The sequence below is a fragment of the Catenuloplanes niger genome (assembly GCF_031458255.1).
Taxonomy (GTDB): domain Bacteria; phylum Actinomycetota; class Actinomycetes; order Mycobacteriales; family Micromonosporaceae; genus Catenuloplanes; species Catenuloplanes niger.
Map to the genome: position 1 here is coordinate 199,313 of NZ_JAVDYC010000001.1, position 26,128 is coordinate 225,440.

Consider the following 26,128-nt stretch of genomic DNA (forward strand, 5'->3'; position numbering starts at 1 on the left):
AGACGTATGCCACCATGCTGAACATGGCTGAGGACCAGATCACCCGCATCACGATCACCCCCGTGGCCTTCCACGACCTGCCGCTGCTCAACACGGTCGGCGTCCACGAGCCGTTCGCGCTGCGCGCGATCGTCGAGGTGGAGACCGCGGACGGCCTGCTCGGGCTCGGCGAGACCTACGGCGACGAGGCCCACCTCGCCCGGCTGCACGCGGCCGGTGACGCCCTGATCGGCACCGGCGTCTTCGACGTGAACGAGGCCGCCGCCCGCGTCACCCGCGCGCTCGCGACGGACACCGGCACCGGCGGGCACGGCATGAGCGGCATGGTGACCGGCTCCAGCACCGCCGACCGGGTGCTGTCGCCGTTCGAGGTCGCGCTGCTCGACATCCAGGGCCGGACCGTCGGCCGGCCCGTCGTCGACCTGCTCGGCGGCGCGGTCCGCGACCGCGTGGCATACAGCGGATACCTGTTCTACAAGTGGGCCGGGCACCCCGGGCAGCCGGACGACGACTGGGGAGCCGCACTCGACCCGGACGGCATCGTGCGCCAGGCACACCGCCTCATCGACGGGTACGGGTTCGGCGCGCTCAAGCTCAAGGGCGGCGTCTTCCCGCCGGCGGAGGAGATCGCCGCGATCCGGGCGCTCCGCGCGGAGTTCCCCGGCCTGCCGCTGCGACTCGACCCGAACGCGGCCTGGACCGTACCGACGTCCGTCATGGTCGGCGAGGCGCTGGCCGGCGTGCTGGAGTACCTCGAGGACCCGACGCCCGGCATCGACGGCATGGCCGAGGTCGCCCGCCGGGTGCCGATGCCGCTGGCGACGAACATGTGCGTGGTCGCGTTCGACGACGTGCCACCGGCCGTACGCGCCGGGTCGGTCGCGGTGATCCTCTCCGACCATCACTTCTGGGGTGGGCTGCGCCGCTCCCAGCTGCTCGGCGGGCTCTGCCGTACCTTCGGCCTGGGCCTGTCCATGCACTCGAACTCGCACCTCGGCATCAGCCTGGCCGCGATGACGCACCTCGCGGCCGCCACGCCGAACCTGGACTACGCCTGCGACACGCACTGGCCGTGGAAACGCGCGGACGAGGACGTGATCAAGCCGGGCGTGCTGGCGTTCACCGACGGCGCGGTCGCGGTGCCGACCGGACCCGGCCTCGGCGTCGAACTGGACCGCGATGCGCTCGGCCGGCTGCACGAGCAGTACCTGTCCTGCGGCCTGCGCAGCCGGGACGACACCGGCTACATGCGGTCGATCGACCCGTCCTACACCGCGGTGTCGCCGCGATGGTGACCCCGCTGCGAATCGTGCAGACCGACCGGATCATGGACCGCTACCGCGACGTGCTCACCGCGGCCGGCACCCACCACTGGACGTTCGTCTCCGGCCGCACGCCGGACGAGCAGATCGCGGCGGTACGCGACGCGGACGTCATCGTCGCGGCCGCGCTGCCCGCCGCGCTCGCCCGGCACGCGACCCGGCTGCGGCTGGTGCACGTGACCGGCGCCGGCTACGACCGGATCCCCCTCGACGTTCTCGGCCCGGACGTGCGGGTGGCGAACACGTTCCACCACGGCCGGTCCATCGCCGAGTACGTCCTGGCCGCCACGATCATGCTGGCCCGGCGGGTGCCGCGCGCCGAGTCCGCGTTCCGGGCCGGCGAGTGGCGGTCCGTGCTCACCGACCCGGCCGTCGAGCCCGGGCTGACGCTCCCCGGCCGTACCGTCGGGCTGATCGGTCTCGGCGAGACCGGCACCGAGACCGCCCGGCTGTTCACCGCGCTCGGCGCCCGGGTCCGCGCGGTCCGGGCCCGGCCGTCCGCTCCCCCACCGCCGGGCGTCCCGCTCGACTGGATCGGCGGCATCGACGACCTCGACGAACTGCTCGCCGCGTCCGACGTCGTGGTGGTCACCGTGCCGCTGTCCGACGCCACCCGCGGCCTGCTCGGCGCCGCCCGCTACCGGCACATGCGCCCCGGCGCCCTGCTGATCAACGTGGCCCGCGGCCCGGTGCTCGACGAGGCCGACACGTACGCCGCGCTCGCCGCCGGCACCATCGCCGGCGCCGCGCTGGACGTGTGGTGGGGCCACCCGCGCGAGGGCACACCGCCGGCCTCGCACGACTTCGCCGCCCTGCCGAACGTGCTGCTCACCCCGCACGCGGCCGGCCACACCGACGACACGTTCCGCGGCCGCGCCCGCGACATCGCCGCCGCCGTCGACGACCTCGCCGCCGGCCGGCCGCTGCGCAACCTGGTCAGATGACGACGTACGTCGCGGACACGTCGACTCCCGGCCGCTGCGGGCGGCGCCGGCCCACCCGTAGCGGCGTCCATGCGGCCGACGCCACGGGTTGGGCCGGTGCCGGGACCGGCCGGGCCGCTGGTTCACCTACGGCCCCCGGCCGCGCGTGCCGGCCGCCCGAGGATCAGGCCCGGGACCACCGGTCGTACGGGCGCGGGCCGGGCCGGAAACCGTGTGCCTCCGCCATCGCGGCCGCGTCCGCGAAACCGCGGGCCAGCGCGTCCGGCTGGTGGGCGTCGCTGCCGAACGTGACCGAGTCGCCGCCCTCCTGGTGCCACCAGCGGACCACGACCGGGTCCAGCGGCAGCCGGGTGTTGATCTCCAGGGCGCGGCCGCTCCCGGCCAGCGCGCGCAGCGCGACCCGGAACTCCTCCTCGAACGCGTACGGGTCGAACGGCCCCTCGTCGGCCGGCCAGTGCCGGGCCGGGTAGTCGATGTGGGTCAGCGCCTCGAACACGTCCGAGCCCGCGATCACGTTCGGCAGCTCGGTCAGGTAGTCGCGCACCACCTCCGCGGCCGGCCGGAGCAGGTAGACCGAGTTGGCCTCCGCGACGCCGGCCGGCACCCGCAGCGAGTGCAGCGAGCCGAGGACCCGCTCGAACCGCCCACCGGCCAGCAGCGTCGCGACCCGCTCCGGATGCCAGTGCGGCTCCCCGATCTCCAGGCCGGTCAGGATCCGCAGCCCCGGGAACATGTCCCGGCACCGCTCGACGGACTCCAGGTAGCCGTCCACGTCCAGCGGCGGCGCGGTGTAGTCCAGCCAGGCCGTGTAGTCCAGATGCTCGGTGAACGCCAGCGCCGGCAGCCCGATCTCCACCGCCCGCGCACAGGTGCGCTCCATCGACGCACCCCCACGCCGCGCCGCGTCCCAGGAGAACTCGCTGTGCACATGACTGTCCGCGGGCAGGCTCACCGGCCCAAGCCTAATCGACTTTTCCCGGCCCCGGACCGCGCGGCAGCCCGGCGGTGCGGCGGCGCGGCGGCGCGGCGGCGCGGCGGCGCGGCGGCGCGGCGGCGCGGCGGCGCGGCGGCGCGGCGGCGCGGCGGCGCGGCGGCGCGGCGGCGCGGCGGCGCGGCGGCGCGGCCGATGCTTCACCTCTCGGAGCGACCGGAAACCGCACCCGACTCGACCTACGCTTGCCGTAGGTGGCGAGCGGCTACGACGTGGCAGTTCGGGAAAGGCCGGTCAACTGGCGCTCGAAGGCGCAAGTGGCGCGGCAGGCGTCGGCATCCTGCGCGCCGCCGAGGGGGCTGTCAGCTGTAGGCGAAGAGGTCCCGGCGGATGCCTGCCGCCCGGAACAGGTGGTCGCGCGATTTCTCGAGCTCGGTTCGCAGGCGGTTGATGTCGGTGTCGAGCAGCGTGCCGCGCCACTTGCGGACCTTGCCGGCGACGATGACGGTCTCGACATTCGTACGGTCCATGAGTGACACGACGGCGCCGGGCGCGCTGTTGAGCGGGGTGACGTTCAGGGCGGTGGTGTCCAGCAAGATGATGTCGGCCTCCTTGCCGGGGGTGAGCGATCCGGTGCGGTGCTCGAGGTGCAGGTCGCGGGCGCCGTTGAGGGTGGCGAAGCGCAAGACGTCGCGGACGTTCAGCAGCGGTGGTGTGCCGGGGGCCGGGGTGGGCCAGTGGGTGGGTGGCGTGTAGTCGCCCTGGTCGAGGACTCTCTGGTTGACGAGCATGCGTTGCATGGTCAGCGCGGAACGCATGAGGGTGAACGCGTCGGCGGCCATGGTGGTCTCGACGTCGGAGCTCAGGGAGGGCTCCATGCCCATCTCCTGCAACGTGAGCAGTGGCGGCGTACCGTGGCGCATGGTCATCTCGATGGGAACGGCGACGGAAACCCGGACCCCGGCGTCGCGGGCCCGGCGCCAGGCCAGGTCGGACATGCCGGTCATGTGGATGAGCAGGACGTCCGGGCCGAAGCCGATGTCATTGCCGGTGCCGCCGGTGCCGCGGGCGATGTCGTCGAGGATGGGGCGCATGCCGGCGCCGGAGACGGCGTGGGCGGCGATCGGCAGGCCCAGTTCGCGGGCGATTCGCCAGGACTGGGTGTACATCTCCTCGCTGAGGTAGACCTCGCCGCCCATGACCATGGTGACCAGCTGGTTGTCGGAGGAGAACCATTGGTTACGCAGGCGGCGGGCATCCTGCGGGTAGCGGGCGGACGGCCGGCCGTCCCCTTCGAAGTAGCCGAAGGCCGCGCGCCGGCCGGCGTCGATCAGCGCCTGGACGGCGGCGTCGCTGTGCTCGGGCGAGTGGTGGATCTGAGACACGTCGAGCACGGAGGTGACTCCCGCGTCCAATTGGGACAGGCCCGCGAACAGGGAGTTGATGTAGACGTCCTGGGGCCGGTAGACCCGGGCGAAGCGCTGCAGGACGTGATCGGTGTACGACGGGTTCGCGCTGGGGGAACCGGAGCCGTCGTCGGTCAGCAGCCCATTCGACAGGAACGACCGTAGTGCTGTCTCGAACTGATGATGGTGGGTGTCGACGAAGCCGGGCATGACGATGCGGCCTCGGGCGTCGATGACGTCGGCGCCGTCGGCCCGGACGGCCGGCCCGACCGCCACGATCTTCTTGCCCTCCACCAGTACGTCGGCGGTCTCGAAGTTGCCCACCTTCGGATCCATCGACATCACGATGCCGCGGCGGATGACGTAGCGCCGGCCGGGGCGTCCCGTGCCGCCGGGTGCCGCGTCGCGGTCCGCGGCCCGGGCGGGCGCCGCGGCGAGCAGCCCGGCCCCTATCGCGGTGCCGGCCGTCGCCGCCTTGAGTACTGCCCGTCGTCCTGTACGGAATGTGTTGTCGCCGGCCATGACCGTGCTCCTCACCAAGCGAGTTGATGTGTCACCTCGATGCTACGCCGGCGAGGTGACGTGTCAACTGAGGTATGGTGGATCACATGGCTCTGCAGGGATTGACGAACCGCGAGCTCGCGGCGTGGCGGGTGTCGTTCCAGATGCTGGAGATGTTGCGTAACCGCATCGAGCAGCAGTTGCAGGCCGACAGCGGACTGTCGAACGCCGACTACACGGTTCTCGCGCTGCTGTCCGAGGCGCCCGGCGGCCGGATGCGTCCGTACGAGCTGTGCCGGGTGGCGGGCTGGGAGAAGAGCCGCCTGCACCACCAGCTCACCCGGATGAACAGCCGGGGACTGGTCACCCGGGAGCGCTGCGGTTCGCGGGGCATGGAGGCGGTGATCACCGACCGGGGCCGGTCCGCCCTGAAGCAGGCGATCCCCGGTCATGCCGAGCAGGTACGCCGCCTGTTCGTCGACCGGCTCACCGCCGAGGAGCTGGACCAGTTCGCCGCCATCGCCACCACCGTCCTCGACGGCCTGCTCACCGACCCGATGTTGACCGAGACCGGGCAGACGTCCACCTGAAAGGCCCGCGACGCACGCCGAACTGACCGAGCGTTACCTCTACAACAACCTGGTCACCACGATCAGAGCCGAAACCGACCGGGCCATAGCCGCCGCACCCGATGTCGACGCCCCGAACGCCGCATCAAGGCCGCCGGTTGCGCCTCTTCGGTGATCTGCCAGGCGTGGTCAGAAGATGGTTACTCCGCCGTCGACGGGTCCGTACCAAGATCGGTGTTTCCGGCTCTTCGGTCAGTAGGTTTCGGCGGCCGGCCAGCGGTCACCGAAGGTGATGGCGAAGGCGTTCAGCACGGGCTTCCAGCGGATCGTCCATCGTGCGCGGCCGGCCCCGGTCGGGTCCAGGCTGCGGGTCACAAGATACAGGCATTTCAACGCGGCCTGCTCGCTGGGGAAATGCCCGCGTGCGCGAACAGCACGACGGTAGCGGGCGTTCAATGATTCGATCGCGTTCGTCGAACAGATCACCTTCCTGATCTCGACGTCGTAATCGAGGAACGGGATGAACTCATCCCACGCGTTACGCCACAACCGGATCATCGCCCGGTATTTACTCCCCCATTTCTCCTCGAGGTCGTCCAGAGCGGCGAGCGCGGCGTCGGCGTTGACCGCCGTGTAAATCGGTTTGATGTCGCGTTTGATCGCGTCGGCATCCGCCCGGGAGGTCAGACGAAAAGTGTTCCGGATCAGATGAATGATGCAGGTCTGGACGATCGCTTGCGGCCACACCGCCTCGACGGTGTCCGGCAGCCCTTTCAGCCCGTCGCAGACGACGAAGAACACATCCCGCACGCCACGGTTCTTCAGATCCACCAGGACACTCATCCAGAACTTGGCGCCCTCGCCACCGGAGCCGGACCACAACCCCAGGACGTCTTTGTGGCCGTCCACGGTGACCCCGATGGCCGCGTAGACCGGCCGGTTGGCGACCTGGCCGTCACGGACCTTGACGACGATGGCGTCGATGAACACGGCCACGTAAACGGCATCGAGTGGCCGGGTCGACCATTCCGTCATCTCCGCCACGACTTTATCGGTGATCCGCGAGATCGTCTCTTTCGACACCGACGCACCGTAGATCTCCGCAAAATGCGCGGAGATCTCCCCGGTCGTCATTCCCTTCGCATACAACGACAACACGATCTCGTCGACCTCGGTCAGGCGCCGTTGCCGTTTCTTCACGATCTGCGGCTCGAACGTCCCTTCCCGATCTCGCGGCACGTCGATACGCACCTCACCGGCCGCATCCGAGATCACCGTCTTGCCGCGGCTGCCGTTGCGCACATTTGTCGACTCACGCTCCGGCGATGCCTGGTTCTTCGCATGACCGAGGTGTTCAGTCATCTCCTCGTTCAACGCGGTCTCGAGGACATTCTTGGTGAACAGCTTCAACAAGCCGTTCGGACCGGTCAGTTCCAGCCCGCGCGCCTTCGCCTCGGCCACCATCGCCGCCGCAGCGGCCTGCTCCGGCGACAGCTGCCGCCCGTCACCCTCGATCTTCTTCCGTGGACTCACAACGTTCGATGTCATCACTCACGGTGCCCATCCCGCCAGGACTTCAGCCCGGCGTGTCGGGCCGGAAACACCCCTCGTGGCACAGTCCCCCGTCGACGAGCAGGTCGGCGCCGACGGTGAAGCGGGACTCGTCGGAGGCCAGGTACACGACGGCCTTGGCGACCTCCTCGGCCTCGCCCAGGCGTCCGAGGGGGATGCCGGCACGGATGCTCTCCATGACGCTCCGGTAGTGGTCGGCGGGAATGTTGTCGTAGAAGGGAGTGGCGATCGGGCCGGGGCTGATCGCGTTGACCCGGACACCGTGCGACTTGAGCAAGTCGGCGTTCCAGGAGCGCATCAGCGCGGACACCGCGCCCTTGGTCGCGGCGTAGGCGTTGGCGGCGGCGGCCGCGGTGTGGGCGCTGGCACTGGAGTTCAGCACCACCGAGGCCGGGTTGTTCAACACCGGGATCAGGGCCTGCATCAGGAAGAAGACACTCTTGACGTTGACGTCGAACAGCCGGTCGAAGCTGGCCTCGTCGTGCGCTTCCATCGGCCGCCAGTCAGACACCCCGGCGTTGAGGAACGCGATGTCCAGGTCCCCGAACCGGTCCCGCACCGTGCGGGCGAGGTCGCGCTGCGCGGCCATGTCGGCCGCGTCGGCATGCAGCACCAGGGCCTGGTCGCCGAGTTCGACGCGGGCCTTGTCGATGTTCGCCGGGGTGACCCCGGTGACGATCACCTGCGCACCCTCGGCCAGGAACTGCTTGGCGGTCTCCAACCCGATACCGCTGGTGCCACCGGTGATGAGAGCGCGCTTGCCTGCCAGTCGTGACATGAGAGAACTCCAAGATGCGTGGAATCGATCTGCCGGCTGAACCACCGACGGGGCGGGCCGGGCGGCAGAGGACCTCGATCGCGGCCGCCTTCGGTCCGGCGAGTTCCAGCGTGCCGGGCGCCACGGCATTCACCCAGGCCACGGACTTGCGTACGTCTGCTGGTCCTACTACTGGCAGGATCAGGCTGAGCTGCCCACGTCCGGGGATACTCGGGTGATGGACGCACGCCCCGAACCGGTGCCCGCCCCCGGCACGGCCGCTTCGAGCCCGCGCGCCGAGCTCAGCGAGTTCCTGCGTTCCCGGCGGGCCCGGCTACAGCCGCAGGACGTCGGGCTGCCGGATTTCGGGCGGCACCGCCGGGTACCCGGGCTGCGCCGCGAGGAACTGGCGCAGCTGGCCGGGGTATCGGTGGCCTACTACACCCGCCTGGAACAGGGTGACGGGCGCAACGTCTCCGCCGAGGTCCTCGACGCCATCGCCCGCGCACTGCGCCTCGACGACGCCGAACACGCCCACCTCACCCACCTCGCCAAGCCGAAAGACCGGCGGCCGGCGGCCCGCCGACAGCAGGTACGCGGCACGGTACGCACCCTGCTGGACGCCATGGACGGCATCCCCGCGATGGTCACGGGCCGGCGCTCGGACATCCTGGCCTGGAACCGGATGGCCGCGGCGCTGTTCGGTGACAGGTCACACCTGCCGGAGCAGGAACGCAACTGGGCGCGGATCCTCTTCCTGCAGCCCGACTACCGTGACCTGTTCATCGACTGGCACAAGAAGGCCGTAGACACCGTCAGCCAACTGCGCATGGACGCCGGCGCCCACCCGAACGACCCCCTGCTGGCCGCCCTCGTCGGTGAACTGTCCGTCAAGAGCGAAGAGTTCCGGCAACTGTGGGCCACCCACGACGTCAGAGGCAAGTGCCACGGCCGCCAGCGCCTACGTCACCCCCTCGTCGGGGAACTCGACCTGCACATCGACACCTTCGTCACCGGCGACCCCGACCAGACGCTGCTGACCTACCACGCCGCACCACAATCGCCCTCGGCAGCCGGTCTGCGCCTGCTGGCCAGCTGGGGAACCGACGCAACCCAAGCAGGAATGGAATCCTCCCGAACGTAGCCGGCCGCCACGCAAACAGCGCTGAAGCGATCGCCGCGGCAGGCGGCGTCAGCCAACACTCGCGACAACGCGCATGGGCACCGAACCCGACACCGACAGCCGCCTTCTACCGGTGGCACCCGGCAACAGTCCGGAACCCGGAGCCGGCCATGAGCTGGAACGTCAGATCTGCCATCTCACCGCCCTCGGCCACGACGACGCGATCGAAAACCTAGGACAATCTGGCCACACCGACGGGCTGTGGCCGGTCGCGCAATCCGGGAACCGGTACGCCGCCGCCGTCTTGACTGGAGCGCTGACTGAGGGCGACGCGGACGGGCTCCGAAGGTTGATCGCGGCCGGCTCCTATGTAATTGCGGCCAGAGTTTCGCTCGCCTGTGTTCGTAATTGGTCAAGCGCGTCGGGGAGGCCGATTCTCGTCAAACCCATGACGTGGTCAATCCTTTCCGCGATCTCGATCGCGAATGGCTCGCCGATCTCGCGGGCGCGGACGGATGCGTATGATTCGATTCGCTGCGCTTTTTGGAGATCACCTTGAAGGAGTGTGAGGTAGAGCAACTCCTCCTGTCGGTACATGTTGTCGGGAGCGCGTCTGCTTCTTGGTTCGACAATGTCGAAGTATCCGCTGACGTTGCCCCTCTTCCTGAAGTGCGGCAGCGCCTCGTCCCTGATGTCCGCCAGCACGCGTTCCATGACGGGGCCCGCCTCGCTGATGGTGGTCGGCGCCGTCGGGTAATCGCCGCGGTGGGAAAGCGGCATGGAATCGATGCCTCCGGGCTTGGAGGCTGGAATGGGTAGAAATTGCACCAGGCGTACCACTTGAAACCAGGTTGCCGTCTTCGGTTGCCGCGGCCACAGCGCGCAGATGAACCAGTCATTCGGCTGGTGGTACAGAAGCGTCTTCGAGGTGCGCCAGTCATCTCCGAGCTGTGGCTTGAGGAAGCGTTCCGCGCAAGAACGCCACAGTGAGCTTCTCACCGGCGACTCCTTTGTCCGGGCCTGCCGCGCCGTGCACGGTCAGCGATGCGGTTCTTGCGCTCCGGAATGGTGTGCGGAATCGAACCGGCTGTAGCAGGTTTCCCAGGGCCCGAAACGGTACGGTATCCGCGCCGTTCTCCGTCCGCCACAGGATCCCGGTGATCACCTGACGGTGATCACGCCACCGCCCACCACGCTGCGGATCGGTATCCGGTGACAGCGGCGCGAGCTTCCGCCAATCCTCGTCCGTGAGATCACCAGCCACACAACGACAACGATGGATCGCCACCGAAGGTGATGATCCATTAGACCCCGCCTAGCACGTGAGCTTGATGACCGGGATGTCGGTGCAGCCGATGGGGAGAGTCTCTCGTAGACGGCGCCGGGCTGGGCTCGGCACCGAGAGCTCCATCACTCGATGGCCGGAAGATGCGTCCGCAGTGCCCGCTCAAGGGTCTCGGTGATGCGTGCTCGACGGCAGTCGCGTCGGGAGTTCTAAGCTGACCGGCATGTACTCGACGCGGATTTCCGGGCACGTCGACGCGGCACCGGCGGTGGTCTACCGGGCACTGACGGACGCGGACGCGATCGCGGCGTGGCGGGTGCCGGTGGGCATGCGCGGGCAGGTGCACGAGTTCGAGGCGCGCGAGGGCGGCCGGTTCCGGGTGTCGCTCACCTACGAGGTGCCCGGTGGGACCGGCAAGTCCACCGCGCGGACCGACACGTACCACGGGCGTTTTCTGCGGCTCGTCCCGGACGAGCAGGTCGTCGAGACCATGGAGTTCGAGACCTCGGACCCGGCGATGCGGGGCGTGATGACGATGACCACCACGCTGACCGCGACCGCCGGCGGCACCGAGGTGACGATCCTGCACGAGGGCATCCCGGACGCCGTCTCGCCGGAGGACAACGAGACCGGCACCCGGATGGCCCTCGACAACCTCGCCCGGTACGTAACCGGCCCCACGACCTGACCGGCGCCGGTCCCGCGGCCGATCCGGACCGGCACTCCGGCCGTTGTACGAACGCCGCCGGTCACGGGGACCGGGCTCAGGCTGCCGCCTGCCGCTTGTCCCGGGTGCTGCCGAGCTTGGAACCCAGCGATCGCTTGATGGCCAGGTCGACGTGATAGCGCTGCATGACGGCCGCGGTCAACGACTCCGGGGACCAGCAGCGGGCCAGCTCGTCCGGCGTCCACTCCGGGCTGTCACACAGTGACAGGACACCCAGAATCGTCTCTACCAGCGCTTGCTCGAACCATTCTTGTACCACCTCGGTGATCTGGCTCCGAGCGCCTGGCGTGTCCGCGTACTCAGCGCACCACCGCTCGATCATGTCAGTGAAACCGCGGAAGTCACTGTTGATCTGGAGCAGGTTCTGCTCCTGCAGGTACTGGGCAGCCCTGTCCTCGAGCAGACCCGATTCTCGGGTGCCCTCCTGCCTACCGATCCAGATAACCTCCGGATCAGCGTCGCCTCCGACCTGGTCGGCGGGGGTACCGTCCTCGTCGACCAGGAACAAGGCGTAAACGTCGCCACCTCGGCTGCCACGGCCACCGCTACCGCCGCCGCGGCCTCTGCCGGCATTCGAGGTTCCGCTCTGTTCCCGGGCGCCACCCGGCGTGACATTGTCCGTGGAGACGTTCGCCGCCCCGTTCAGGTGGGGGCGATATCGGGAGAGACGAAACAGGTCACGGATCTCCCTCAGCCGTTCCTTGATGCTCTTCTGGTGATTGGAGCTGCCTGAACCGGCCGATACCGCCTCCATCAACTCCCGGATCTCCACCGGCAGCCCGGCCCGGAAGTCGGCCATCCAGTCGGACCAAGGCAGCGGCTCGTTGTTGAGCAGCAGCTGGGTCCGGGCGGTATTGGAGGTGATCCGGCCGGTGTCACTGTGATGCGGCTCGACATAGATCACCACACGATTGGTGCCGAAGATGACGCCGAAGTGCTGCAGCCGGGCGGTACCCGCGCGCCCGGTGACCATCTCGTAGAGCTCGTCCCGGTAGAGGGCGGCAACGTGGCCGCTGGAGGCATTGCTTCCCGAGTTGGAGTTGAGCGCCTTCTCATCGCGCAGAATCCACCAGTGAGCGGTCGCGGTCGTCAGATCCACGGCGCCACTGGACTCGGCATGTCGGTTCAGATAATGCTCCTGACCGTGGATGACCCGCAGCACATTGCTCTTGGTGTCCTCGCGGGGGCGCTCCCACCCTTCGCGGGCCTTGACCGTGATGCCGGCCGGGAAGCGAAAGTACCGAGTATTGAGGTAGTAGGAGATCCATCGGGACGCGGACTTCACGTTCTCGGGCGCGGCCATCGTGTTCTCGTCGGCATGGTTACCCAACAGGGTGACCTGTGTGCCTCGGGTCTTGATCAGAGAGGGCTTGACCTGATCGCTGACCTTGCTCCAGTACCTGTTCTTACCGTTGACGACGGCCGAGGCGAGGCCATAGTTGTTCGTGTCCGGATCACGCCACAACCGGATCCGCTCGCCGACGCCGTTTTGCCAGGAAACGTAGATCAGACCCTCGTGATTGCGGGTCGCGGCGGCGATCTTCGCGCCGACGCCGAAGTTGCCGTCGTGGGCCTGCTGGTGTACGGAGGACGACAGAGCATTGATGTAGCGGGCCATCTCCTGCCCGGTCATCCCGATGCCGTTGTCGGTGATACACAGCTTATAGATGCCCTGGATGGAGTGAGTCAGCCAGTCGACGTCCCAAACGATCTCTCCGATGCCTTCCGGGGTGGCTTTCACGGCCTCGATGGAGTTTTGGGTCAATTCACGCAGGAACTGCAGCGGTGCGCAGTCCTGGCCGAGTCGATCGACCATGAATCCGGTGTTTTCGACGGTCATGTCGAGGGTCTTACCGACACCCCTGTCGGACACAGAAACCACTGTTTCCGTCCTTTCGACGGCGGACGGGAAGGGGAGGCGACCCGTCCATAAAGAATTTTCGACGAGGAAGGAACGTGTACGCTGCGACCCCGTCGTCCGCCTAATCCGGCGGAGCATCCCATGATAGCTTCGACGAATGCCCCCCTCAACACTTCGAAACCGATCGTGTACGGACGACCCACGGACGAGTGATGATTAACCCCAACGAGGGTCACTCGGACAGGTCTTTCATAAGGATCACGACCCGTTCCACGGATTCCGACATGACGCCACCGATGGTGACGGCGCACCGGCACCGCCGATGATCATCGAGCCGCCCTTTCAGAGGGTCGAAACCGTAGTCGATTCAGCAGCACCGGCTCGGCAATGGCCACGACGTGCGATTTTCCGCGGGCGCCGCACGGGTCCGACGGGATGCGGTCATGGGCGACCGACCAGGAGCGCTCGGGCGTCCCGCGCAGCGTCGGGTCACCCACCTTGGTCCCGGCCGCGGTGACCACTGCCACCGCAGTCACCGAGCGGGACCTCAACGCCGGCGGCCGCGCCGATCGGCGCGGCCGAGCCGCCCGATGACGGTCCCAGGATTACCCGGCCCCGTTTGCTGCCGGTTAGCGGCGGCGCGCCACCACCCTGATCACCGACCGGGAGCGAACCGATCGGCAGCCGTTCCGAACCGACGTCCAAGTCGGCCACCACGGCCAGGCGACTGATGTCACCCAGCTGGCGACGCGGCGATACAGCTTCCCGCGAATGTCGCCAACCCACAAAAAGCAGCCTGCGAACCGACACTCCATAGGACCTGAGACATTTCGTAACAGCACGATTATCCAACGCCATCACGCCTCGATTTCACACCATAATATAGATCGGAGAAATGCACTGATCATGTCCCCCACAAGGCGCCACCACGTCGCACGATCCAGTTGATCACGCGCTGATCAGGCTTAACTCGCGCCAGGCGGCAAGCTCTTGCACTCCGCGTAACACTGTGGCAATATAGCCAACTCTGAATGTCAATCGTGCAGGAGTCGGGCCGTCGCGTCGCATGTGAGCGCTAACACCGGATGTGGGTGCGGCGGTGAATAAGGCTGTCCAACAATTGCGATAATGTCCCCGCATCGGAGCGTCCCATGACATCCGCACCACTGCGTCGCCGCCATGTCCTGCAGCTGGCCGGTGCCGGCACGATCGCCTCGGCCACCGCGGGCCTGGCCGGGGCCGCGCCCGCGTCCGCCGCCGAGATTCCGCCGGTCCGGCCGGACCTCGGGGTGGGCGCGTACCCGTTCCCGCTCGGCCAGGTCCGGCTGACCGCCGGCCGGTTCCTGGACAACCAGAACCGGACGCTGAACTACCTGCGCGCGGTCAACACCGATCGGCTGCTCTACGTCTTCCGCGCCAACCACCGGCTCTCCACCGGCGGCGCGGCGGCGAACGGCGGCTGGGACGCGCCCACCTTCCCGTTCCGGTCGCACATGCAGGGTCACTTCCTCACGGCCTGGGCGCAGGCGTGGGCGGTGCTCGGCGACACCACCTGCCGGGACAAGGCGAACCATCTGGTCGCCGAGCTGGCGAAGTGTCAGGCGAACAACGCGGCGGCCGGGTTCACCGCCGGCTACCTGTCCGGGTTCCCGGAGTCGGACATCACGGCGGTCGAGAACCGTACGCTGACCAACGGCAACGTCCCGTACTACTGCATCCACAAGACGATGGCCGGCCTGCTGGACGTGTGGCGCTACATCGGCACCGACCAGGCCCGTACCGTGCTGCTCGCGCTCGCCGCCTGGGTCGACACCCGCACCGCGCGGCTGAGCGCCGGTCAGATGCAGGCCATGCTCGGCACCGAGTTCGGTGGGATGAACGCGGTGCTGGCCGACCTGTACCAGCAGACCGGCGACCAGCGCTGGCTCACGGTCGCGCAGCGCTTCGACCACCAGGCCGTGTTCAACCCGCTCGCGGCCGGGCAGGACCAGCTCAACGGGTTGCACGCGAACACGCAGGTGCCGAAGTGGATCGGCGCGGCGCGCGAGTTCAAGGCCACCGGGGCCACCCGGTACCGCGACATCGCCGCCAACGCCTGGAACATCACGGTCGGCGCGCACACGTACGTGATCGGTGGCAACAGCCAGGCCGAGCACTTCCGGCCGCCGAACGCGATCGCGGGTTACCTGACGAACGACACCTGCGAGCAGTGCAACACGTACAACATGCTGGATCTGACGCGTGAGCTGTGGCTGCTCGACCCGAACCGGGCCGCGTACTTCGACTACTACGAGTCCGCGCTGCTCAACCACCTGATCGGGGCGCAGAACCCGGCCAGCGCCAACGGGCACGTCACCTACTTCACGCCGTTGCGCCCCGGTGGGCGGCGCGGTGTCGGGCCGGCCTGGGGCGGCGGGACGTGGAGCACCGACTACGACAGCTTCTGGTGCTGCCAGGGCACCGGGCTGGAGACCAACACCAAGCTGATGGACTCGATCTACTTCTACAACGGCACCACGCTGACCGTGAACCTGTTCGTGCCGTCCGTGCTCACCTGGACCCAGCGCGGCATCACGGTCACCCAGACCACCACGTACCCGGTCAGCGACACCAGCACACTGACGCTGTCCGGCACGATGAGCGGCTCCTGGAGCCTGCGCGTGCGGATCCCGGCGTGGACGTCCGGCGCGACGATCGCCGTCAACGGCACCGTGCAGAACGTCGCGGTCACGCCCGGCAGCTACGCCACCGTGACCCGCACGTGGGCGGCCGGGGACACGGTCACGGTACGCCTGCCGATGCGCGTGATCATGAAGGCGGCCAACGACAACCCGGCGGTGCAGGCCGTCACGTACGGGCCGGCCGTGCTCTGCGGCAATTACGGCAACACCACGCTGAACGCGCTGCCCGCGCTGACCGTCGCGTCGATCACCCGGACCGGCACCGGCGGTCTCGCGTTCACCGCGACCGCGAACGGGCAGCCGGTCACCCTCGGGCCGTTCCACGACGCGCACGGCTTCAACTACACCGTCTACTGGAACACCGCGGCCACGACCACGTACAAGCTGGTCAACGCCGTTTCCGGGCTGGTCCTCGGCGTCCGGGACATGTCCACGGCCGACGGTGGGCTCGCGGTCGTCTGGGGTGACACCGGCACCGCCGACCACCGGTGGGAACGCGTCGCCGACGGCACCCACGTCCGGTTCCGCAACGTCAACAGCGGCAAGGTGCTCGGCGTGGAGAACATGTCCACCGCGGACGACGCCCCCGTGCTCCAGTGGTCCGACACCGGCACCGCCGATCACCGCTGGACCCTGATCGACAACGGCGACGGCACGGTACGCATCCGCAACGCGCACAGCGGCAAACTGCTCGGCGTCCTCGGCGGTTCCTCGACCTGGGGCACGCAGGCGGTCCAGCGTCCCGACAACGGCAGCGCGGACAACCGCTGGCGGCTGGTCGCCGGGTGACCGCGAGGTGCCGGTGTCCTGGCGCGCCAGGACACCGGCACCTCCCCGGGTCTACGCGCGGGCGAGACGGCGGACGGCGGCGACGTAACGGTCCGTCGCGTACCGCTGGGCCAGGCGGTTGACCGGGCCGGCGGCCCTCGTCAACAGCGTCCCGGGACGGCTGAACGCGCGGATCCGGAGCCGCACGTCGCCGGTCTCGGTCAGCACGACGACGAACGCCTCCTCGCCGCTCTCCGGGTGACCGGGCAGCGTGCCGTAGCCGAACCCACGACGGCCGGCCTCGTCGACGGTGTAGACGACCCGGCACGGGATCAGGACGCCCGCCGGGCCCCAGCCCACCCGCAGCACGACGACGACCCCGGGCGCGGCCGGGCCGTCCGAGTGGACCACGGTCAGTCCGGCGGCCTCGTGCATGCGCCAGGTCAGCACCGAGGTGGCCGCCCGCGCGAAGGCGGCCGGGCCGCTGCCCACGCTGACGTCCCGGGACACCAGGTGGTAGCCGCCGGGCATCGGCTCGTCCCGGGTGGCACCGGCCTCCCGGTACGTCAGCGGGGCCGTCGCCAGCCGGGGAATCATCGCGCGCCGCATAGGGCACGGTAACCCAGCCGGGCGGGCCCGTCCGGGGCGCGGACCCGTACCGGCGGCGGGTGTTGAGCCTTGGGTCAGGCTTCGTTGCCGGCGCGCAGCCAGGCGATGTAGTCGGCGGCCGCGCGGGTGGTGTCGTACTCCGGCGTGAAGCCGGTGTCGTCGCGCAGGCGGGTGATGTCGAGCCAGGCCCGGGGCGCGGCGACCGCGGCGCTCGGCAGGTCGACCGCCGCGTCCGGCACGGCGTCCCGGATGGCCGCGATGACCTCGGCGTTGGACGTGGCCCGCCCGGAGGCGACGTTGTAGGTGGCGTGGCGTAGCTCGTCCGCGAGTTGGAGCAGCGCGATCGCGCGCCCGGTGTCCTTGACGTAGCAGAGGTCGAGCGCGTCCTCCGCGTGCGGCGCGGCCATCAGGCCGGAGAAGTCCGGCGCGACACCCCGAGCGGCCGCGTGCACCAGCGCGGGCGCGGCGAAGAACGGGTCGCTGTGCCCGCGCGGCCCCCACGTGCCGGAGATGCGGTAGTTGACGACCTCGACGCCGGTGGCGGCCCCGAGGTAGCCGCCGAGCAGCTCACCGATCTTCTTGAACGTCGGGATCGGGTGCGCGGCGCCCAGCGACAGCAGCATGTCCTCGGTCAGCGCACCCTCGGTCAGGCCGCTCGACACGTAGACGCCGATGGTGCTGGCGACGCCGACGCGCCGCACGCCCCACTCCTGCGCGACCTGCATGATGTTGAAGAGGCCGCCGAGCGCCCGGCGCGCGTCCTCGACCGGCTCGTCCGCGCTCGGCGGCCACGGCATCGAGCCGGCGAGGTGCACGATGCCGGTGATCCGGTGCCGTTCGCCGACGGCGCGCAGCGACGCCAGATCCCGGATGTCGGCCTGCTCCACCGTGACCGTGCCGCCGTTGAACGCGGGCGCGGCGGTCCGGCGCTGCACCAGCACGCACTCCTCTCCCAGGTCGAGCAGCGCCTGCACGGTGTGCGACCCGATGAAACCCAGCCCTCCGGTGACCAGAACAGTCATGACGCGACGCCTCCCGCAAGAAGTGGAACCTTGTTCCGTAACCATACGGAACAAGGTTCCGCTTCGTCAACCGGCCGGCCGGCGGCTCCTCCGCCGGCGGGCCGCGGCGACGCACACGGCCACGACGGATACGGTGAGCGGATGGGCGTCGACCCGGATCCCTGGTGGCGGGCGCGCTTCACGTCCGTCCGGACCGACACGGCCGCGTACGACGCGGCCGGCGTCGCGCGGGCACGAGCGGAACTCGGCAGCGGGCTGGGGTTCACCGAGCCGTTCGTCCTGCCACCACTGCTCACCGAGATGCTGAGCGCCGGAGTGATCTGGTGCTCGCGCACCGCGGCTGACCGGCACACCGAGTTCGGCTGGTGCGGCCACGAGATGGCCGACATCGCCCGCGGCTACGAGATCGCCGACTACATGCCGGCCGCGGTACCGCTCGCGTTCGACGGCGGCGGTGGCCTCTACCTGCTGGACGCGCGCGCCGGCCACAACGACGGACGGCAGCCGGTCGTGTGGTCGCACGCCGGCAGCCTCGGATGGGACCCCGATGACCACCGGCCGGTCGCGCCGGACTTCGAGACACTCGTCCGGGACGAGAGCCTGACATGACGGAGCACGGCGCGCTCCGGGTCCCGGGAGTCGCGTCGATCCGGGCCGGCCGGCCGCCGGCGGAACCGGTCCTCGACGACTACGTGCGCTTCCGCTACCCGCCCGACGGCTGGAGCCCGCGCACCCGCGACCACGGTCAGGCGTCGCCGAGCGAACTGAACTGGATGCCCGCGAGCCGCCAGCCGCCGGGCAGTTCCACCCAGGTCTGGCCGACGCGGACGGTCAACGCCATCTCCTGCCCGCGCCAGATCGAGCGACTGCGCTGGACGCACCGCACGATCGCCGCGTGACCGTAGAAGCTGACCTCCACGTCGCCGCTCTCCAGGCTCGTGTACGCGAACTCGGCGAACTTGCCGAGCCACTGCGCCTTGTCGAGCACGAAGCCCTGCTCCCCGATCGACCGGAAGTCATCGGCCAACATCCCGTCCAGCGACTCCGCGTCACCACGCAACTCGGCCTCATCGAAAGCACGCTGCAGGTCGTACACGTCGACGGTCATGACTGAATCATGCCCTACCCAGGTTCCGCGCGAAATCCTGATCGGGCGAACCGCTCGACGCCGACTCCGGCAAAAAATGATCACTCATCGACAGATTCGCGCAAGAAGCCACCCGGCTGGCGACACAGAGGGTTACGTCGCGCCGAACTTCACGCCCGGTCGGCGGCGGATCCGAACATGCGATGATGACTACAGAACCTAGCGATCCGGCCATGGTCCAGCAGCGGTCACAACTGGCCCGCATGACCGGTACGAGGGCGCTTCGGTTCCCGCGACACGGCAGGGCAATCGCATCCAGGCGCTATCGCTCACTCCGGGACGGGCCGGAGCTGTTGAGCAACCCTTGCAGTGCATCGACACTGGCTCCATACATCGGCAAAGACGCCACCTCGGCAAGATCCCACCAGCGGGTCTCCTCGATCTCATCGCGCGGGAACTCCAGGGATTGACTCAAGATGTCCCCTTCGGCCTTCCAAAAACACACGACACCATCGCCTTCATCGGCACGCCTTGCGCCCATCCACTTGACCATGGTCGGATCAAGCCTGGCGCCCACTTCTTCGTACACTTCCCGCATCAGCGTGTCGACGGGGCTGGCGTCACCTGCGGCCCGCCGGCCGCCTACGGGATGCCACTGGTGCGGCCGCGCGGTGGTCCGAAGAAGCAGAGCCCGCCCCGCATCGACGAAGAAAACAAAGGAAGACCAGACGTGGTCGCCCTCCCCCTCCAGCAAAGAAATATCGACGGAAGGCGACGGCGAAGGATTCTCGATATGGTCACGCACCGTCCGAAACGCGGCAACCTCAGAGACCTGCCCAGGAAACTGCCGCGTGGCAACCAAAGATATACTTTGCGCCGCCGGCAGCGTTGAGTGGTAGGTTCCGGCCGGAATCGAGTAGGCGCCCATGTCGTACCGCCGCACCCTTTTCTCGACGGCATCCATGACGAGCTTCTCACCCGAGAGATGCAGCAGGCTGGCTTTTTGACCCGGCTTGGCACTCGTCGAGTAGCGCACGTAATCGCCATCATGGTCGATTCGAAGCTCATACGCACGCTCCTCGAGCTCGCCGTCCATCACTACCGACAGCAGGTCCCAGCCATGCGCATGAATCAGTTGCGGCTCGGTTCCATTCCGCCTGAGCATCTCGTAGCAGTCCAGAGGTGAAGGCCAGACGTGAACGCGAAGGTTCCAAGGAGCCAGTTCGAGAAGAGCCGACCGGTGAACGATGAACCCGTACGGATGCCGGTATGATCGCTCCGCCCCCTCGAGAAGCGCCCGGGCATCCCGCACTGTGCAGCTCGACAGCCAATCGGCTACGTCGGCTTCATGCATAATTGTGATCCCGTCGCATATAAGCCGCAATCTCCCTCAATTCGAGGTCACCGACCGCAGTCAGGCCAACCGACGCGAACAATGAGCGGATCTCGTTTAATGTCGCCGCACTCGGACGCTTGAAGTCTGACATGCGCATGCTTGGCATCGATGGCTTGACAACTCGGCACATCAAAAAGCCCGCGTCGAAATCATCACGCCAGCCGTTGAAGAAATCCGATTCCTGACGAACCACCAGACAGGGATCCCCCTTGTTCTGCCCGGTAATGAAGGCCGAGTCATCCGAGAGGTCGAGACTTAGAACCCAGAAGTCCGGGCTGAAACCAACCTCGATGTCGAGCCTCGGCGCCTCGTTCCGGCACACGGCCACAGCCAGGATGGTGGAGTAGATCTCCGTTCTGACCCGCTGCTCACTCCACGCCGCCGAAGCACCGGGCTTATTGCTCCGATACTGGGCATAGGCCTTGACTGCCGCGTCGTTCTCCGGATCGAGCAATTGGATCCTGATCTGAATACTGCCGCCGCTGTGAAGTGCGTTGTCTTTCAACACAGGGAGAATCTTGCGCGCAAAATAGCTTGCTGTTCTGGCCCTGACGGACCAGCGAGTGCATCCGCGAGCGGCTGATTCCAGCGCGCCAGAGATCGATTTCGCCGGAAGGATCTCCACCCGCTCCGCCTCGGGCGAGGGCAACAAGAGAACGTATGACAGGCCAATCGCGATGGAAGTGACCACCGCAGCCAACAGATTATCGAGAACCGCGCCGACAGTGTTGGCCCAGGCCGGCGAATCGGTAGATGTCGGAAATGCGAGGAAGCGAACGAGAAGAATCACCGCAGCCGCGAGCGCGAGCACGACAAAAAACCATCGCCGCAGCACTGCGGAACGCGCCGGATGCAAGGGTTTCTCCATCCTGTCCGGACAACACCGTACCTCAATGTAGTGCACCCCACAGGAATGACGATGCATTCGGCTCGTGCCGCGCCCAAAGAACCGCATCGTACGACTGACCTGGCACATCACCGCCGATGGAGACGATGATCCGCTCGAATATCGACAGGCTCGGGAGTGTGCGCATCGGAACGCCCCGCAGGCATGGTGCGTCGATCGCCGACGGCGAGGGACAGGGTGGTTCGTAGGTCCACGGGGCGATGGTGAGGGGGTACGCACCCGAGCCCGTTCGGGCGCCGATGGGATCGTGGCCGCTGCCGGGAGGCATCCCGGGGCGGGGTACGGGTGGGGCGTCGGCGATGCTGTGCGGGTGGAGTACGTGTCCAGAGTGCCGCGACCGCCGCTGGACGGGCTGATCGACGACCTTTACTACCTGGCGGGTACGTCGCCGTACGCCCGGCTGATGTTGCCGCCGATGCCGGCGGCGTTGCTCATCGTCAACCTCGGCGAGCCGTTCCGCATTCGGGCGGGCACCGACATCGGGCCGGCCGAGTACGCGGACGGGTGCGTGGTCACCACGCCGACCCGCGCGCTGGAGTTCGGCTATCCGCGCCGGACCCGGTCCGTCGGCGTGCACGTCAAGCCGTGGGGGCTGGCGCCGTTCCTGCGGATGCCCGCGGCCGAGCTGTGCGACCGGCCGGTGACGGTGGAGCAGGTGTGGGGCCGGGCCGCCGTCGCCGAGCTGCGGGAGCGGCTGGCCGCGGCCGCCGGGCCGGACGAGATGCTGACGCTCCTCGAGGACGAGCTGATGCGGCGGCTGCGCGAGACCGCGGGCCTGGGGCTGGTCGGCCGGGCCAGCGGTGTGATCGCGGCGGCCGGCGGTGCGGTGACGATCGGCGGCCTGAGCGCGGCGGCCGGGGTCAGTGACACGCACCTGGCCAAGAAATTCAAGGAGTTCGTCGGCGTCACGCCGAAGCGGCTGGCCCGCACCTACCGCTTCGCCGCTGCCGTGCTCACGCTCGACCCGGCCGCGCCGGTCGACTGGGCCGGCGTCGCCGGTGACGCGGGCTACTTCGACCAGGCCCACTTCGGTCACGAATTCCGGGCGTTCACCGGGCTCACCCCGACGCGGTACGTCGAGGTCCGCCGGCGGTTCCTGCGTGAACACCCCGGCCACGCGCTGGACGGCTGGCCGTTGCCGGTGGATTGATTTCGTACAAGAGCGACCGCCCACGGCCCGCTAGTTTGGGGCTTCCCGAAGCAGAGGAGAAGCACGTGGGCACGGTGGTCATGTACGGCTCGGTGTCGGTGGACGGCTTCATCGCGGACGAGAGCGACCAGCCCGGGCCGCTGTTCGAGTGGCTGTCCGGCGGCGACGTCCCGCTGGACGACAGCGGCGCGCTGACGGTGTCGCAGACGTCCTACGACTACACCCGACCGTACTGGGACCGGATCGGGGTGACGATCGTCGGCCGGCACGTCTTCGACCTGACGGACGGCTGGGACGGGAAACCCCCGGGCGGCGTGGACCACGTGGTCGTCGTGACGCACCGGCCGGCGCCCGAGGGCTGGGACCCCGCGGCACCGTTCCACTTCGTCGGCGACGTCGAGACGGCCATGGCCCGGGCGCGGGAGCTCGCGGGTGACCGTGTCGTCGAGGTCGCCGCCGGCGACGTCGGTGGTCAGGTGCTCGCCGCGGGCCTGGTCGACGAGGTGCGGATGGACGTCGTGCCGGTCGTGTTCGGGTCCGGCAAGCGTTACTTCGGGTCTGTCCACGCGCAGCACCTGCTGGCGGACCCGGACGCGGTGGTCCGGGGCAACCGGGTGCTGCACCTGCGCTACCGGGTGCGCCGCTGACCGGTCGCGCGCGGACCCACCGCGAACCGCGACCGACATCGACCGTCAGCAAGGCGACAATCACCACGGGTGAGATTGCCTACCGTGGACCGATCGGGGCAGCGGGGAGCCGTCGATCAGCGACGACGGGCGGTTCGTCGCGTTCGAGTCGGGGGCGGACGGCCTCGGTACGTCACGTTCGTCTCGTCGTCGCGTGACCTGGTCGGCGACGCCACGTACGGGTACGGCGACGTGTACGCCATGGACCCGGGCTGTCGCTGACGGTACGGGTGGACCGGGCGTGGCATCGTCTGGCGGGTGACGGATGAGCTGGAGCACGAGGTACGGCGGGTCGCGGCGGCGCTGGTGGAGTCGGTGCCGGAGCTGGACTACTCGGCGCGGAGCCTGGACCGGGTCGACGCGATGCTGGCGGAGGCGGCGCAGTTCCGGGACGAGATGCCGCCCGGCGCGTTCGACAGCGTCGCGGAGCAGTTCGGGTGCTACGTGCTGGAGGTGGGGCGGCGGGAGTTCGGCGGTGACTACGTGTGGCACCCGGAGCGGAGGGCGCCGGTCCTGGTGGTCGGCGCACCGGCGTACCGCGTCTCGCTGCTGACCTGGGACAAGATGAAGGGCCGGCTGGCCGGCGACGAGGCGGACGACGTGCCGTTCTTCTACGCCGGATTCGCCGGGCGGGCCCGGGCCGCGCGCCCGGGCGACAGCGTGCTGTACGTCTGAGCCGGCACCCGGCGGGGGCCGGTCAGACGTCCTGGGTCCAGACGCCCCGCGGGTGGTCCGCGGGTGCCAGCCACAGGTGCGGCTGGGTGAGGCTGCCGGTGTCCCACGGGAACGCGCCGTCCCGGTCCGGCCAGACGACCTCCAGGAACGGGATCGGCGGGTGCCGGTAGAACCACATGCCCTGGCCGAAGAAGGCCCGGAACCAGTCCGGCTCGACGGCCCGCAGGCGCAGCGGGTAGCCGTTGACCACGTCGTCGTGGGCCTGGCCGTCCGCGAGACCGTCGCGCTGCCCGAGGATGTTCAGGCAGGACTGCATGACGCGCAGGTCGAGCCCGAACATGGCCAGCTCCGGCTCACCGCGGCTGTGCCAGCGGCCGATCGTGTACGCCCAGCCCGGCCCCTGCTCGTCCGCCGGCACCCCGGTGACGCTCCACCCGTACGCCGACACGTTGTCGACCACGCCACGGTCGGCGTCGTCGTAGTCTCCGCGGTCGCCGTAGTCGTGGCAGATGACGCAGCGGCAGACCCGCGAGGACTCGATCATGCGGGCGAGCGTATGCGATCCCCCGCGGGAGCGCGCCGGCCGCCGCGGCCGCAGTGACCCGGTTCGCTCCGCCGCCGGTCGCCCGGTCCGGAGCCGTCCGCGTGTCACACCGCCGCGCCCGGGAGCCGCGGCGGCCGCCCGCGTGGCCGCCCGTGCGTTCAGTTCCGCGGCCGGCCGCTGAGCGCCTCGGTGATGCGGACGATCCCGAACTCGTACGCCTCGTCGATGTCGCCACCGAGCTGGAAGGCGCCGGCCAGTTCCATGCTGATGAACCCGTTCGCCCAGGCCGTGATCGTGCGCGCGGCATCGAGCGCGTGGTGTTCGCCGGCGAGCTCCGCGGCGACCCGCATCACCGGTGCGACGGCGCGGCCGAGCGTTTCGGCGCTGAGTCCGCCGGGGTCGGAGCTCGGCGTGAAGACCAGTTGGTAGCCCTTCGGCCGGTCGTGCGCGAACGCGCGGAGCGCCCGGGCCAGATCGGCGAGGTCGCGGCGCGGATCGGTGCCGGCCCCGACCGCCGCGAGCCGTTCGCCGAGGTCGTGGACGGTGGCGTCGGTGATGAGGCGCAGGAGGTCGGCACGGTCGCGAACCCGCTTGTACAGCGACGGTGCGCGCACGCCGACCCGGTCGGCCACGGCCTGCATGGTCAGCCCCGCGACACCCGCCGACTCCAGGATGTCGCGTCCGGCCTGGACGATCGCTTCGAGCGAGGTCCGATCCGGCGTCGGCATGCCAGCCCACCTCCCGCTCGCGCACAGGGACACGTGCACGGCCGGCGACCCCGGCCGTGATGGCTATTGACCATAGCCATGATAGCTACGTACGATAGCCATCATGATGATGGTAACAACCCCTGCGCGGACGTCCCGATGAAACTCGGCCCGCACCTGCACCGCATCGGCAACGACATCGTGGCCGCCTACCTCGTGGTCACGGACGAGGGAGTGACCGTCATCGACGCCGGCATGGCCGGGCACTGGCACGACCTGCTGGCGGAGCTCTCCGTCATGGGCCGGTCCGTCGACGACATCCGGGGCGTCGTCCTCACCCACGGCGACGGCGACCACCTCGGGTTCGCCGAGCGGCTCCGGCGCGACCACGGCGTGCCGGTTCACGTGCACGAGGCGGACGCCGCCCGCGCGCGCGGCGAGGTCAGCGCCGACAACGCGTGGGGACACATGAGGCTCGGCCCCACGGCCGGCTTCTTCTGGTACGCGATACGCAAGGGTGGTCTTCGCACCACCCACGTCGCCGAGGTCGTCGTCGTGCGCGACGGCCAGGTGCTCGACCTGCCGGGCGCGCCACGCATCATCGGCGTGCCGGGACACTCGCCGGGAAGCATCGCCGTCCACGTGCCCGTCGCGGACGCGCTGTTCGTCGGTGACGCGCTGACCACCCGGCACGTGCTGACCGGGCAGCGCGGCCCGCAACCCGCCCCCTTCACCGACGATCCGCAGCAGGCGCTCGCGTCGCTGCACCACCTCGAGAGCGTTGCGGCGTCCTGGGTCCTGCCCGGCCACGGCGCGCCGTGGTCCGGTGGCGTCGCCGAGTCGATCCGCGCGATCAGGACCGCCGCCGGGACCTGAGCCGGACGGCGGGTCGCGGCCG

Annotated in this window: 24 protein-coding genes and 1 pseudogene; 11 read left to right on the forward strand and 14 right to left on the reverse strand. The window is 69.1% G+C overall.

Annotated elements, in window-relative coordinates:
- The first annotated feature begins 23 nt into the window (after positions 1-23).
- Together J2S44_RS00840 and J2S44_RS00845 are read left to right on the forward strand one after the other, a co-directional pair.
- Entirely contained in the window at positions 24-1,295 is a 1,272-nt protein-coding gene (locus J2S44_RS00840; protein ID WP_310407898.1) for a glucarate dehydratase family protein, read from the forward strand.
- Positions 1,289-2,266, forward strand: a complete 978-nt coding sequence (locus J2S44_RS00845; RefSeq protein ID WP_310407901.1) for a 2-hydroxyacid dehydrogenase — start codon at positions 1,289-1,291, stop codon at positions 2,264-2,266. Before J2S44_RS00840 ends, J2S44_RS00845 begins: the two co-directional genes overlap by 7 nt.
- Before the next feature lie 163 nt (positions 2,267-2,429).
- Here the strand turns inward: J2S44_RS00845 and J2S44_RS00850 are convergent, their stop codons facing one another.
- Together J2S44_RS00850 and J2S44_RS00855 are read right to left on the reverse strand one after the other, a co-directional pair.
- Positions 2,430-3,218, reverse strand: a complete 789-nt coding sequence (locus tag J2S44_RS00850) for a PHP domain-containing protein (protein WP_310407904.1) — start codon at positions 3,216-3,218, stop codon at positions 2,430-2,432.
- Between the two features lie 341 nt (positions 3,219-3,559).
- The gene (locus J2S44_RS00855) at positions 3,560-5,125 is read right to left on the reverse strand and encodes an amidohydrolase family protein (protein WP_310407906.1); all 1,566 of its coding nucleotides are present in this window, start codon (positions 5,123-5,125) and stop codon (positions 3,560-3,562) included.
- 86 nt (positions 5,126-5,211) lie between these two features.
- On the opposite strand from J2S44_RS00855, the gene J2S44_RS00860 reads away from it, so the two are divergent.
- Complete coding sequence (locus tag J2S44_RS00860) at positions 5,212-5,694, forward strand: MarR family winged helix-turn-helix transcriptional regulator (protein WP_310407908.1); 483 nt, start codon at positions 5,212-5,214, stop codon at positions 5,692-5,694.
- A gap of 231 nt (positions 5,695-5,925) precedes the next feature.
- Here the strand turns inward: J2S44_RS00860 and J2S44_RS00865 are convergent, their stop codons facing one another.
- Positions 5,926-7,206 (reverse strand): IS256 family transposase, encoded by a 1,281-nt coding sequence (locus J2S44_RS00865; protein WP_310407910.1) that lies wholly within the window; start codon positions 7,204-7,206, stop codon positions 5,926-5,928.
- A 43-nt stretch (positions 7,207-7,249) separates the two neighbouring features.
- On the reverse strand, positions 7,250-8,023 hold the full coding sequence (locus J2S44_RS00870; RefSeq protein WP_310407913.1) for an SDR family oxidoreductase: 774 nt from the start codon (positions 8,021-8,023) through the stop codon (positions 7,250-7,252).
- A gap of 217 nt (positions 8,024-8,240) precedes the next feature.
- On the opposite strand from J2S44_RS00870, the gene J2S44_RS00875 reads away from it, so the two are divergent.
- Positions 8,241-9,146 carry an MmyB family transcriptional regulator gene (locus J2S44_RS00875; RefSeq protein WP_310407916.1) on the forward strand — a complete coding sequence of 302 codons (906 nt, stop codon included), beginning with the start codon at positions 8,241-8,243 and terminating at the stop codon, positions 9,144-9,146.
- Positions 9,147-9,491: 345 nt separating this feature from the next.
- Here the strand turns inward: J2S44_RS00875 and J2S44_RS00880 are convergent, their stop codons facing one another.
- Together J2S44_RS00880 and J2S44_RS00885 are read right to left on the reverse strand one after the other, a co-directional pair.
- On the reverse strand, positions 9,492-10,124 hold the full coding sequence (locus J2S44_RS00880; protein ID WP_310407917.1) for a hypothetical protein: 633 nt from the start codon (positions 10,122-10,124) through the stop codon (positions 9,492-9,494).
- Between the two features lie 84 nt (positions 10,125-10,208).
- A pseudogene (locus tag J2S44_RS00885) lies at positions 10,209-10,389 on the reverse strand (transposase); the annotation flags it as partial.
- 244 nt (positions 10,390-10,633) lie between these two features.
- Between J2S44_RS00885 and J2S44_RS00890 the strand changes: the two are divergent.
- Complete coding sequence (locus tag J2S44_RS00890) at positions 10,634-11,098, forward strand: SRPBCC domain-containing protein (RefSeq protein WP_310407919.1); 465 nt, start codon at positions 10,634-10,636, stop codon at positions 11,096-11,098.
- 76 nt (positions 11,099-11,174) lie between these two features.
- On the opposite strand, the gene J2S44_RS00895 is transcribed toward J2S44_RS00890, so the two are convergent.
- On the reverse strand, positions 11,175-12,977 hold the full coding sequence (locus J2S44_RS00895) for an ATP-binding protein (RefSeq protein WP_310407921.1): 1,803 nt from the start codon (positions 12,975-12,977) through the stop codon (positions 11,175-11,177).
- 1,172 nt (positions 12,978-14,149) lie between these two features.
- Here J2S44_RS00895 and J2S44_RS00900 point away from each other — a divergent pair.
- Entirely contained in the window at positions 14,150-16,468 is a 2,319-nt protein-coding gene (locus J2S44_RS00900) for a beta-L-arabinofuranosidase domain-containing protein (RefSeq protein WP_310407924.1), read from the forward strand.
- A 51-nt stretch (positions 16,469-16,519) separates the two neighbouring features.
- Here the strand turns inward: J2S44_RS00900 and J2S44_RS00905 are convergent, their stop codons facing one another.
- Positions 16,520-17,044, reverse strand: coding sequence for a DUF1990 domain-containing protein (locus J2S44_RS00905; protein WP_310407926.1), 525 nt, complete (start codon positions 17,042-17,044; stop codon positions 16,520-16,522).
- An 86-nt stretch (positions 17,045-17,130) separates the two neighbouring features.
- Positions 17,131-18,078 carry an NAD-dependent epimerase/dehydratase family protein gene (locus tag J2S44_RS00910; protein WP_310407929.1) on the reverse strand — a complete coding sequence of 316 codons (948 nt, stop codon included), beginning with the start codon at positions 18,076-18,078 and terminating at the stop codon, positions 17,131-17,133.
- Between the two features lie 141 nt (positions 18,079-18,219).
- On the opposite strand from J2S44_RS00910, the gene J2S44_RS00915 reads away from it, so the two are divergent.
- On the forward strand, positions 18,220-18,687 hold the full coding sequence (locus tag J2S44_RS00915) for an SMI1/KNR4 family protein (protein ID WP_310407932.1): 468 nt from the start codon (positions 18,220-18,222) through the stop codon (positions 18,685-18,687).
- 136 nt (positions 18,688-18,823) lie between these two features.
- Here J2S44_RS00915 and J2S44_RS00920 read toward each other — a convergent pair whose 3' ends face one another.
- From J2S44_RS00920 to J2S44_RS00930, 3 genes are all read right to left on the reverse strand, one after another.
- Positions 18,824-19,186 (reverse strand): nuclear transport factor 2 family protein, encoded by a 363-nt coding sequence (locus J2S44_RS00920; RefSeq protein ID WP_310407934.1) that lies wholly within the window; start codon positions 19,184-19,186, stop codon positions 18,824-18,826.
- A 301-nt stretch (positions 19,187-19,487) separates the two neighbouring features.
- Positions 19,488-20,330, reverse strand: a complete 843-nt coding sequence (locus J2S44_RS00925) for an NUDIX domain-containing protein (protein WP_310407936.1) — start codon at positions 20,328-20,330, stop codon at positions 19,488-19,490.
- Between the two features lie 181 nt (positions 20,331-20,511).
- The gene (locus J2S44_RS00930) at positions 20,512-21,429 is read right to left on the reverse strand and encodes a hypothetical protein (protein ID WP_310407939.1); all 918 of its coding nucleotides are present in this window, start codon (positions 21,427-21,429) and stop codon (positions 20,512-20,514) included.
- Positions 21,430-21,787: 358 nt separating this feature from the next.
- Here J2S44_RS00930 and J2S44_RS00935 point away from each other — a divergent pair, with 358 nt between their 5' ends.
- From J2S44_RS00935 to J2S44_RS00945, 3 genes are all read left to right on the forward strand, one after another.
- Positions 21,788-22,618, forward strand: coding sequence for a helix-turn-helix domain-containing protein (locus J2S44_RS00935; RefSeq protein WP_310407941.1), 831 nt, complete (start codon positions 21,788-21,790; stop codon positions 22,616-22,618).
- 65 nt (positions 22,619-22,683) lie between these two features.
- Complete coding sequence (locus J2S44_RS00940; protein WP_310407944.1) at positions 22,684-23,265, forward strand: dihydrofolate reductase family protein; 582 nt, start codon at positions 22,684-22,686, stop codon at positions 23,263-23,265.
- Between the two features lie 297 nt (positions 23,266-23,562).
- A complete protein-coding gene (locus J2S44_RS00945; protein WP_310407947.1) occupies positions 23,563-23,979 on the forward strand; it encodes a hypothetical protein in 417 nt (138 codons plus the stop codon).
- A 22-nt stretch (positions 23,980-24,001) separates the two neighbouring features.
- Here J2S44_RS00945 and J2S44_RS00950 read toward each other — a convergent pair whose 3' ends face one another.
- Both J2S44_RS00950 and J2S44_RS00955 read right to left on the reverse strand, forming a co-directional pair.
- Positions 24,002-24,523, reverse strand: a complete 522-nt coding sequence (locus tag J2S44_RS00950; RefSeq protein WP_310407950.1) for a DUF4262 domain-containing protein — start codon at positions 24,521-24,523, stop codon at positions 24,002-24,004.
- Between the two features lie 158 nt (positions 24,524-24,681).
- Positions 24,682-25,251, reverse strand: a complete 570-nt coding sequence (locus J2S44_RS00955; protein WP_310407953.1) for a TetR/AcrR family transcriptional regulator — start codon at positions 25,249-25,251, stop codon at positions 24,682-24,684.
- Positions 25,252-25,389: 138 nt separating this feature from the next.
- On the opposite strand from J2S44_RS00955, the gene J2S44_RS00960 reads away from it, so the two are divergent.
- Positions 25,390-26,106 carry an MBL fold metallo-hydrolase gene (locus tag J2S44_RS00960; protein WP_310407957.1) on the forward strand — a complete coding sequence of 239 codons (717 nt, stop codon included), beginning with the start codon at positions 25,390-25,392 and terminating at the stop codon, positions 26,104-26,106.
- The last annotated feature ends 22 nt before the right edge of the window (positions 26,107-26,128 follow it).

Excerpts from the sequence above, each read along its gene's own strand:
- J2S44_RS00960 (WP_310407957.1), top strand. The coding sequence starts at position 25,390 with ATGAAACTCGGCCCGCACCTGCACCGCATCGGCAACGACATCGTGGCC.
- J2S44_RS00845 (WP_310407901.1), top strand. The coding sequence starts at position 1,289 with ATGGTGACCCCGCTGCGAATCGTGCAGACCGACCGGATCATGGACCGC.
- J2S44_RS00870 (WP_310407913.1), bottom strand. The coding sequence starts at position 8,023 with ATGTCACGACTGGCAGGCAAGCGCGCTCTCATCACCGGTGGCACCAGC.
- J2S44_RS00895 (WP_310407921.1), bottom strand. The coding sequence starts at position 12,977 with ATGACCGTCGAAAACACCGGATTCATGGTCGATCGACTCGGCCAGGAC.
- J2S44_RS00930 (WP_310407939.1), bottom strand. The coding sequence starts at position 21,429 with ATGGAGAAACCCTTGCATCCGGCGCGTTCCGCAGTGCTGCGGCGATGG.
- J2S44_RS00925 (WP_310407936.1), bottom strand. The coding sequence starts at position 20,330 with ATGCTCAGGCGGAATGGAACCGAGCCGCAACTGATTCATGCGCATGGC.
- J2S44_RS00900 (WP_310407924.1), top strand. The coding sequence starts at position 14,150 with ATGACATCCGCACCACTGCGTCGCCGCCATGTCCTGCAGCTGGCCGGT.
- J2S44_RS00875 (WP_310407916.1), top strand. The coding sequence starts at position 8,241 with ATGGACGCACGCCCCGAACCGGTGCCCGCCCCCGGCACGGCCGCTTCG.
- J2S44_RS00915 (WP_310407932.1), top strand. The coding sequence starts at position 18,220 with ATGGGCGTCGACCCGGATCCCTGGTGGCGGGCGCGCTTCACGTCCGTC.
- J2S44_RS00920 (WP_310407934.1), bottom strand. The coding sequence starts at position 19,186 with ATGACCGTCGACGTGTACGACCTGCAGCGTGCTTTCGATGAGGCCGAG.
- J2S44_RS00860 (WP_310407908.1), top strand. The coding sequence starts at position 5,212 with ATGGCTCTGCAGGGATTGACGAACCGCGAGCTCGCGGCGTGGCGGGTG.
- J2S44_RS00855 (WP_310407906.1), bottom strand. The coding sequence starts at position 5,125 with ATGGCCGGCGACAACACATTCCGTACAGGACGACGGGCAGTACTCAAG.
- J2S44_RS00840 (WP_310407898.1), top strand. The coding sequence starts at position 24 with ATGGCTGAGGACCAGATCACCCGCATCACGATCACCCCCGTGGCCTTC.
- J2S44_RS00905 (WP_310407926.1), bottom strand. The coding sequence starts at position 17,044 with ATGATTCCCCGGCTGGCGACGGCCCCGCTGACGTACCGGGAGGCCGGT.
- J2S44_RS00910 (WP_310407929.1), bottom strand. The coding sequence starts at position 18,078 with ATGACTGTTCTGGTCACCGGAGGGCTGGGTTTCATCGGGTCGCACACC.
- J2S44_RS00890 (WP_310407919.1), top strand. The coding sequence starts at position 10,634 with ATGTACTCGACGCGGATTTCCGGGCACGTCGACGCGGCACCGGCGGTG.
- J2S44_RS00950 (WP_310407950.1), bottom strand. The coding sequence starts at position 24,523 with ATGATCGAGTCCTCGCGGGTCTGCCGCTGCGTCATCTGCCACGACTAC.
- J2S44_RS00955 (WP_310407953.1), bottom strand. The coding sequence starts at position 25,251 with ATGCCGACGCCGGATCGGACCTCGCTCGAAGCGATCGTCCAGGCCGGA.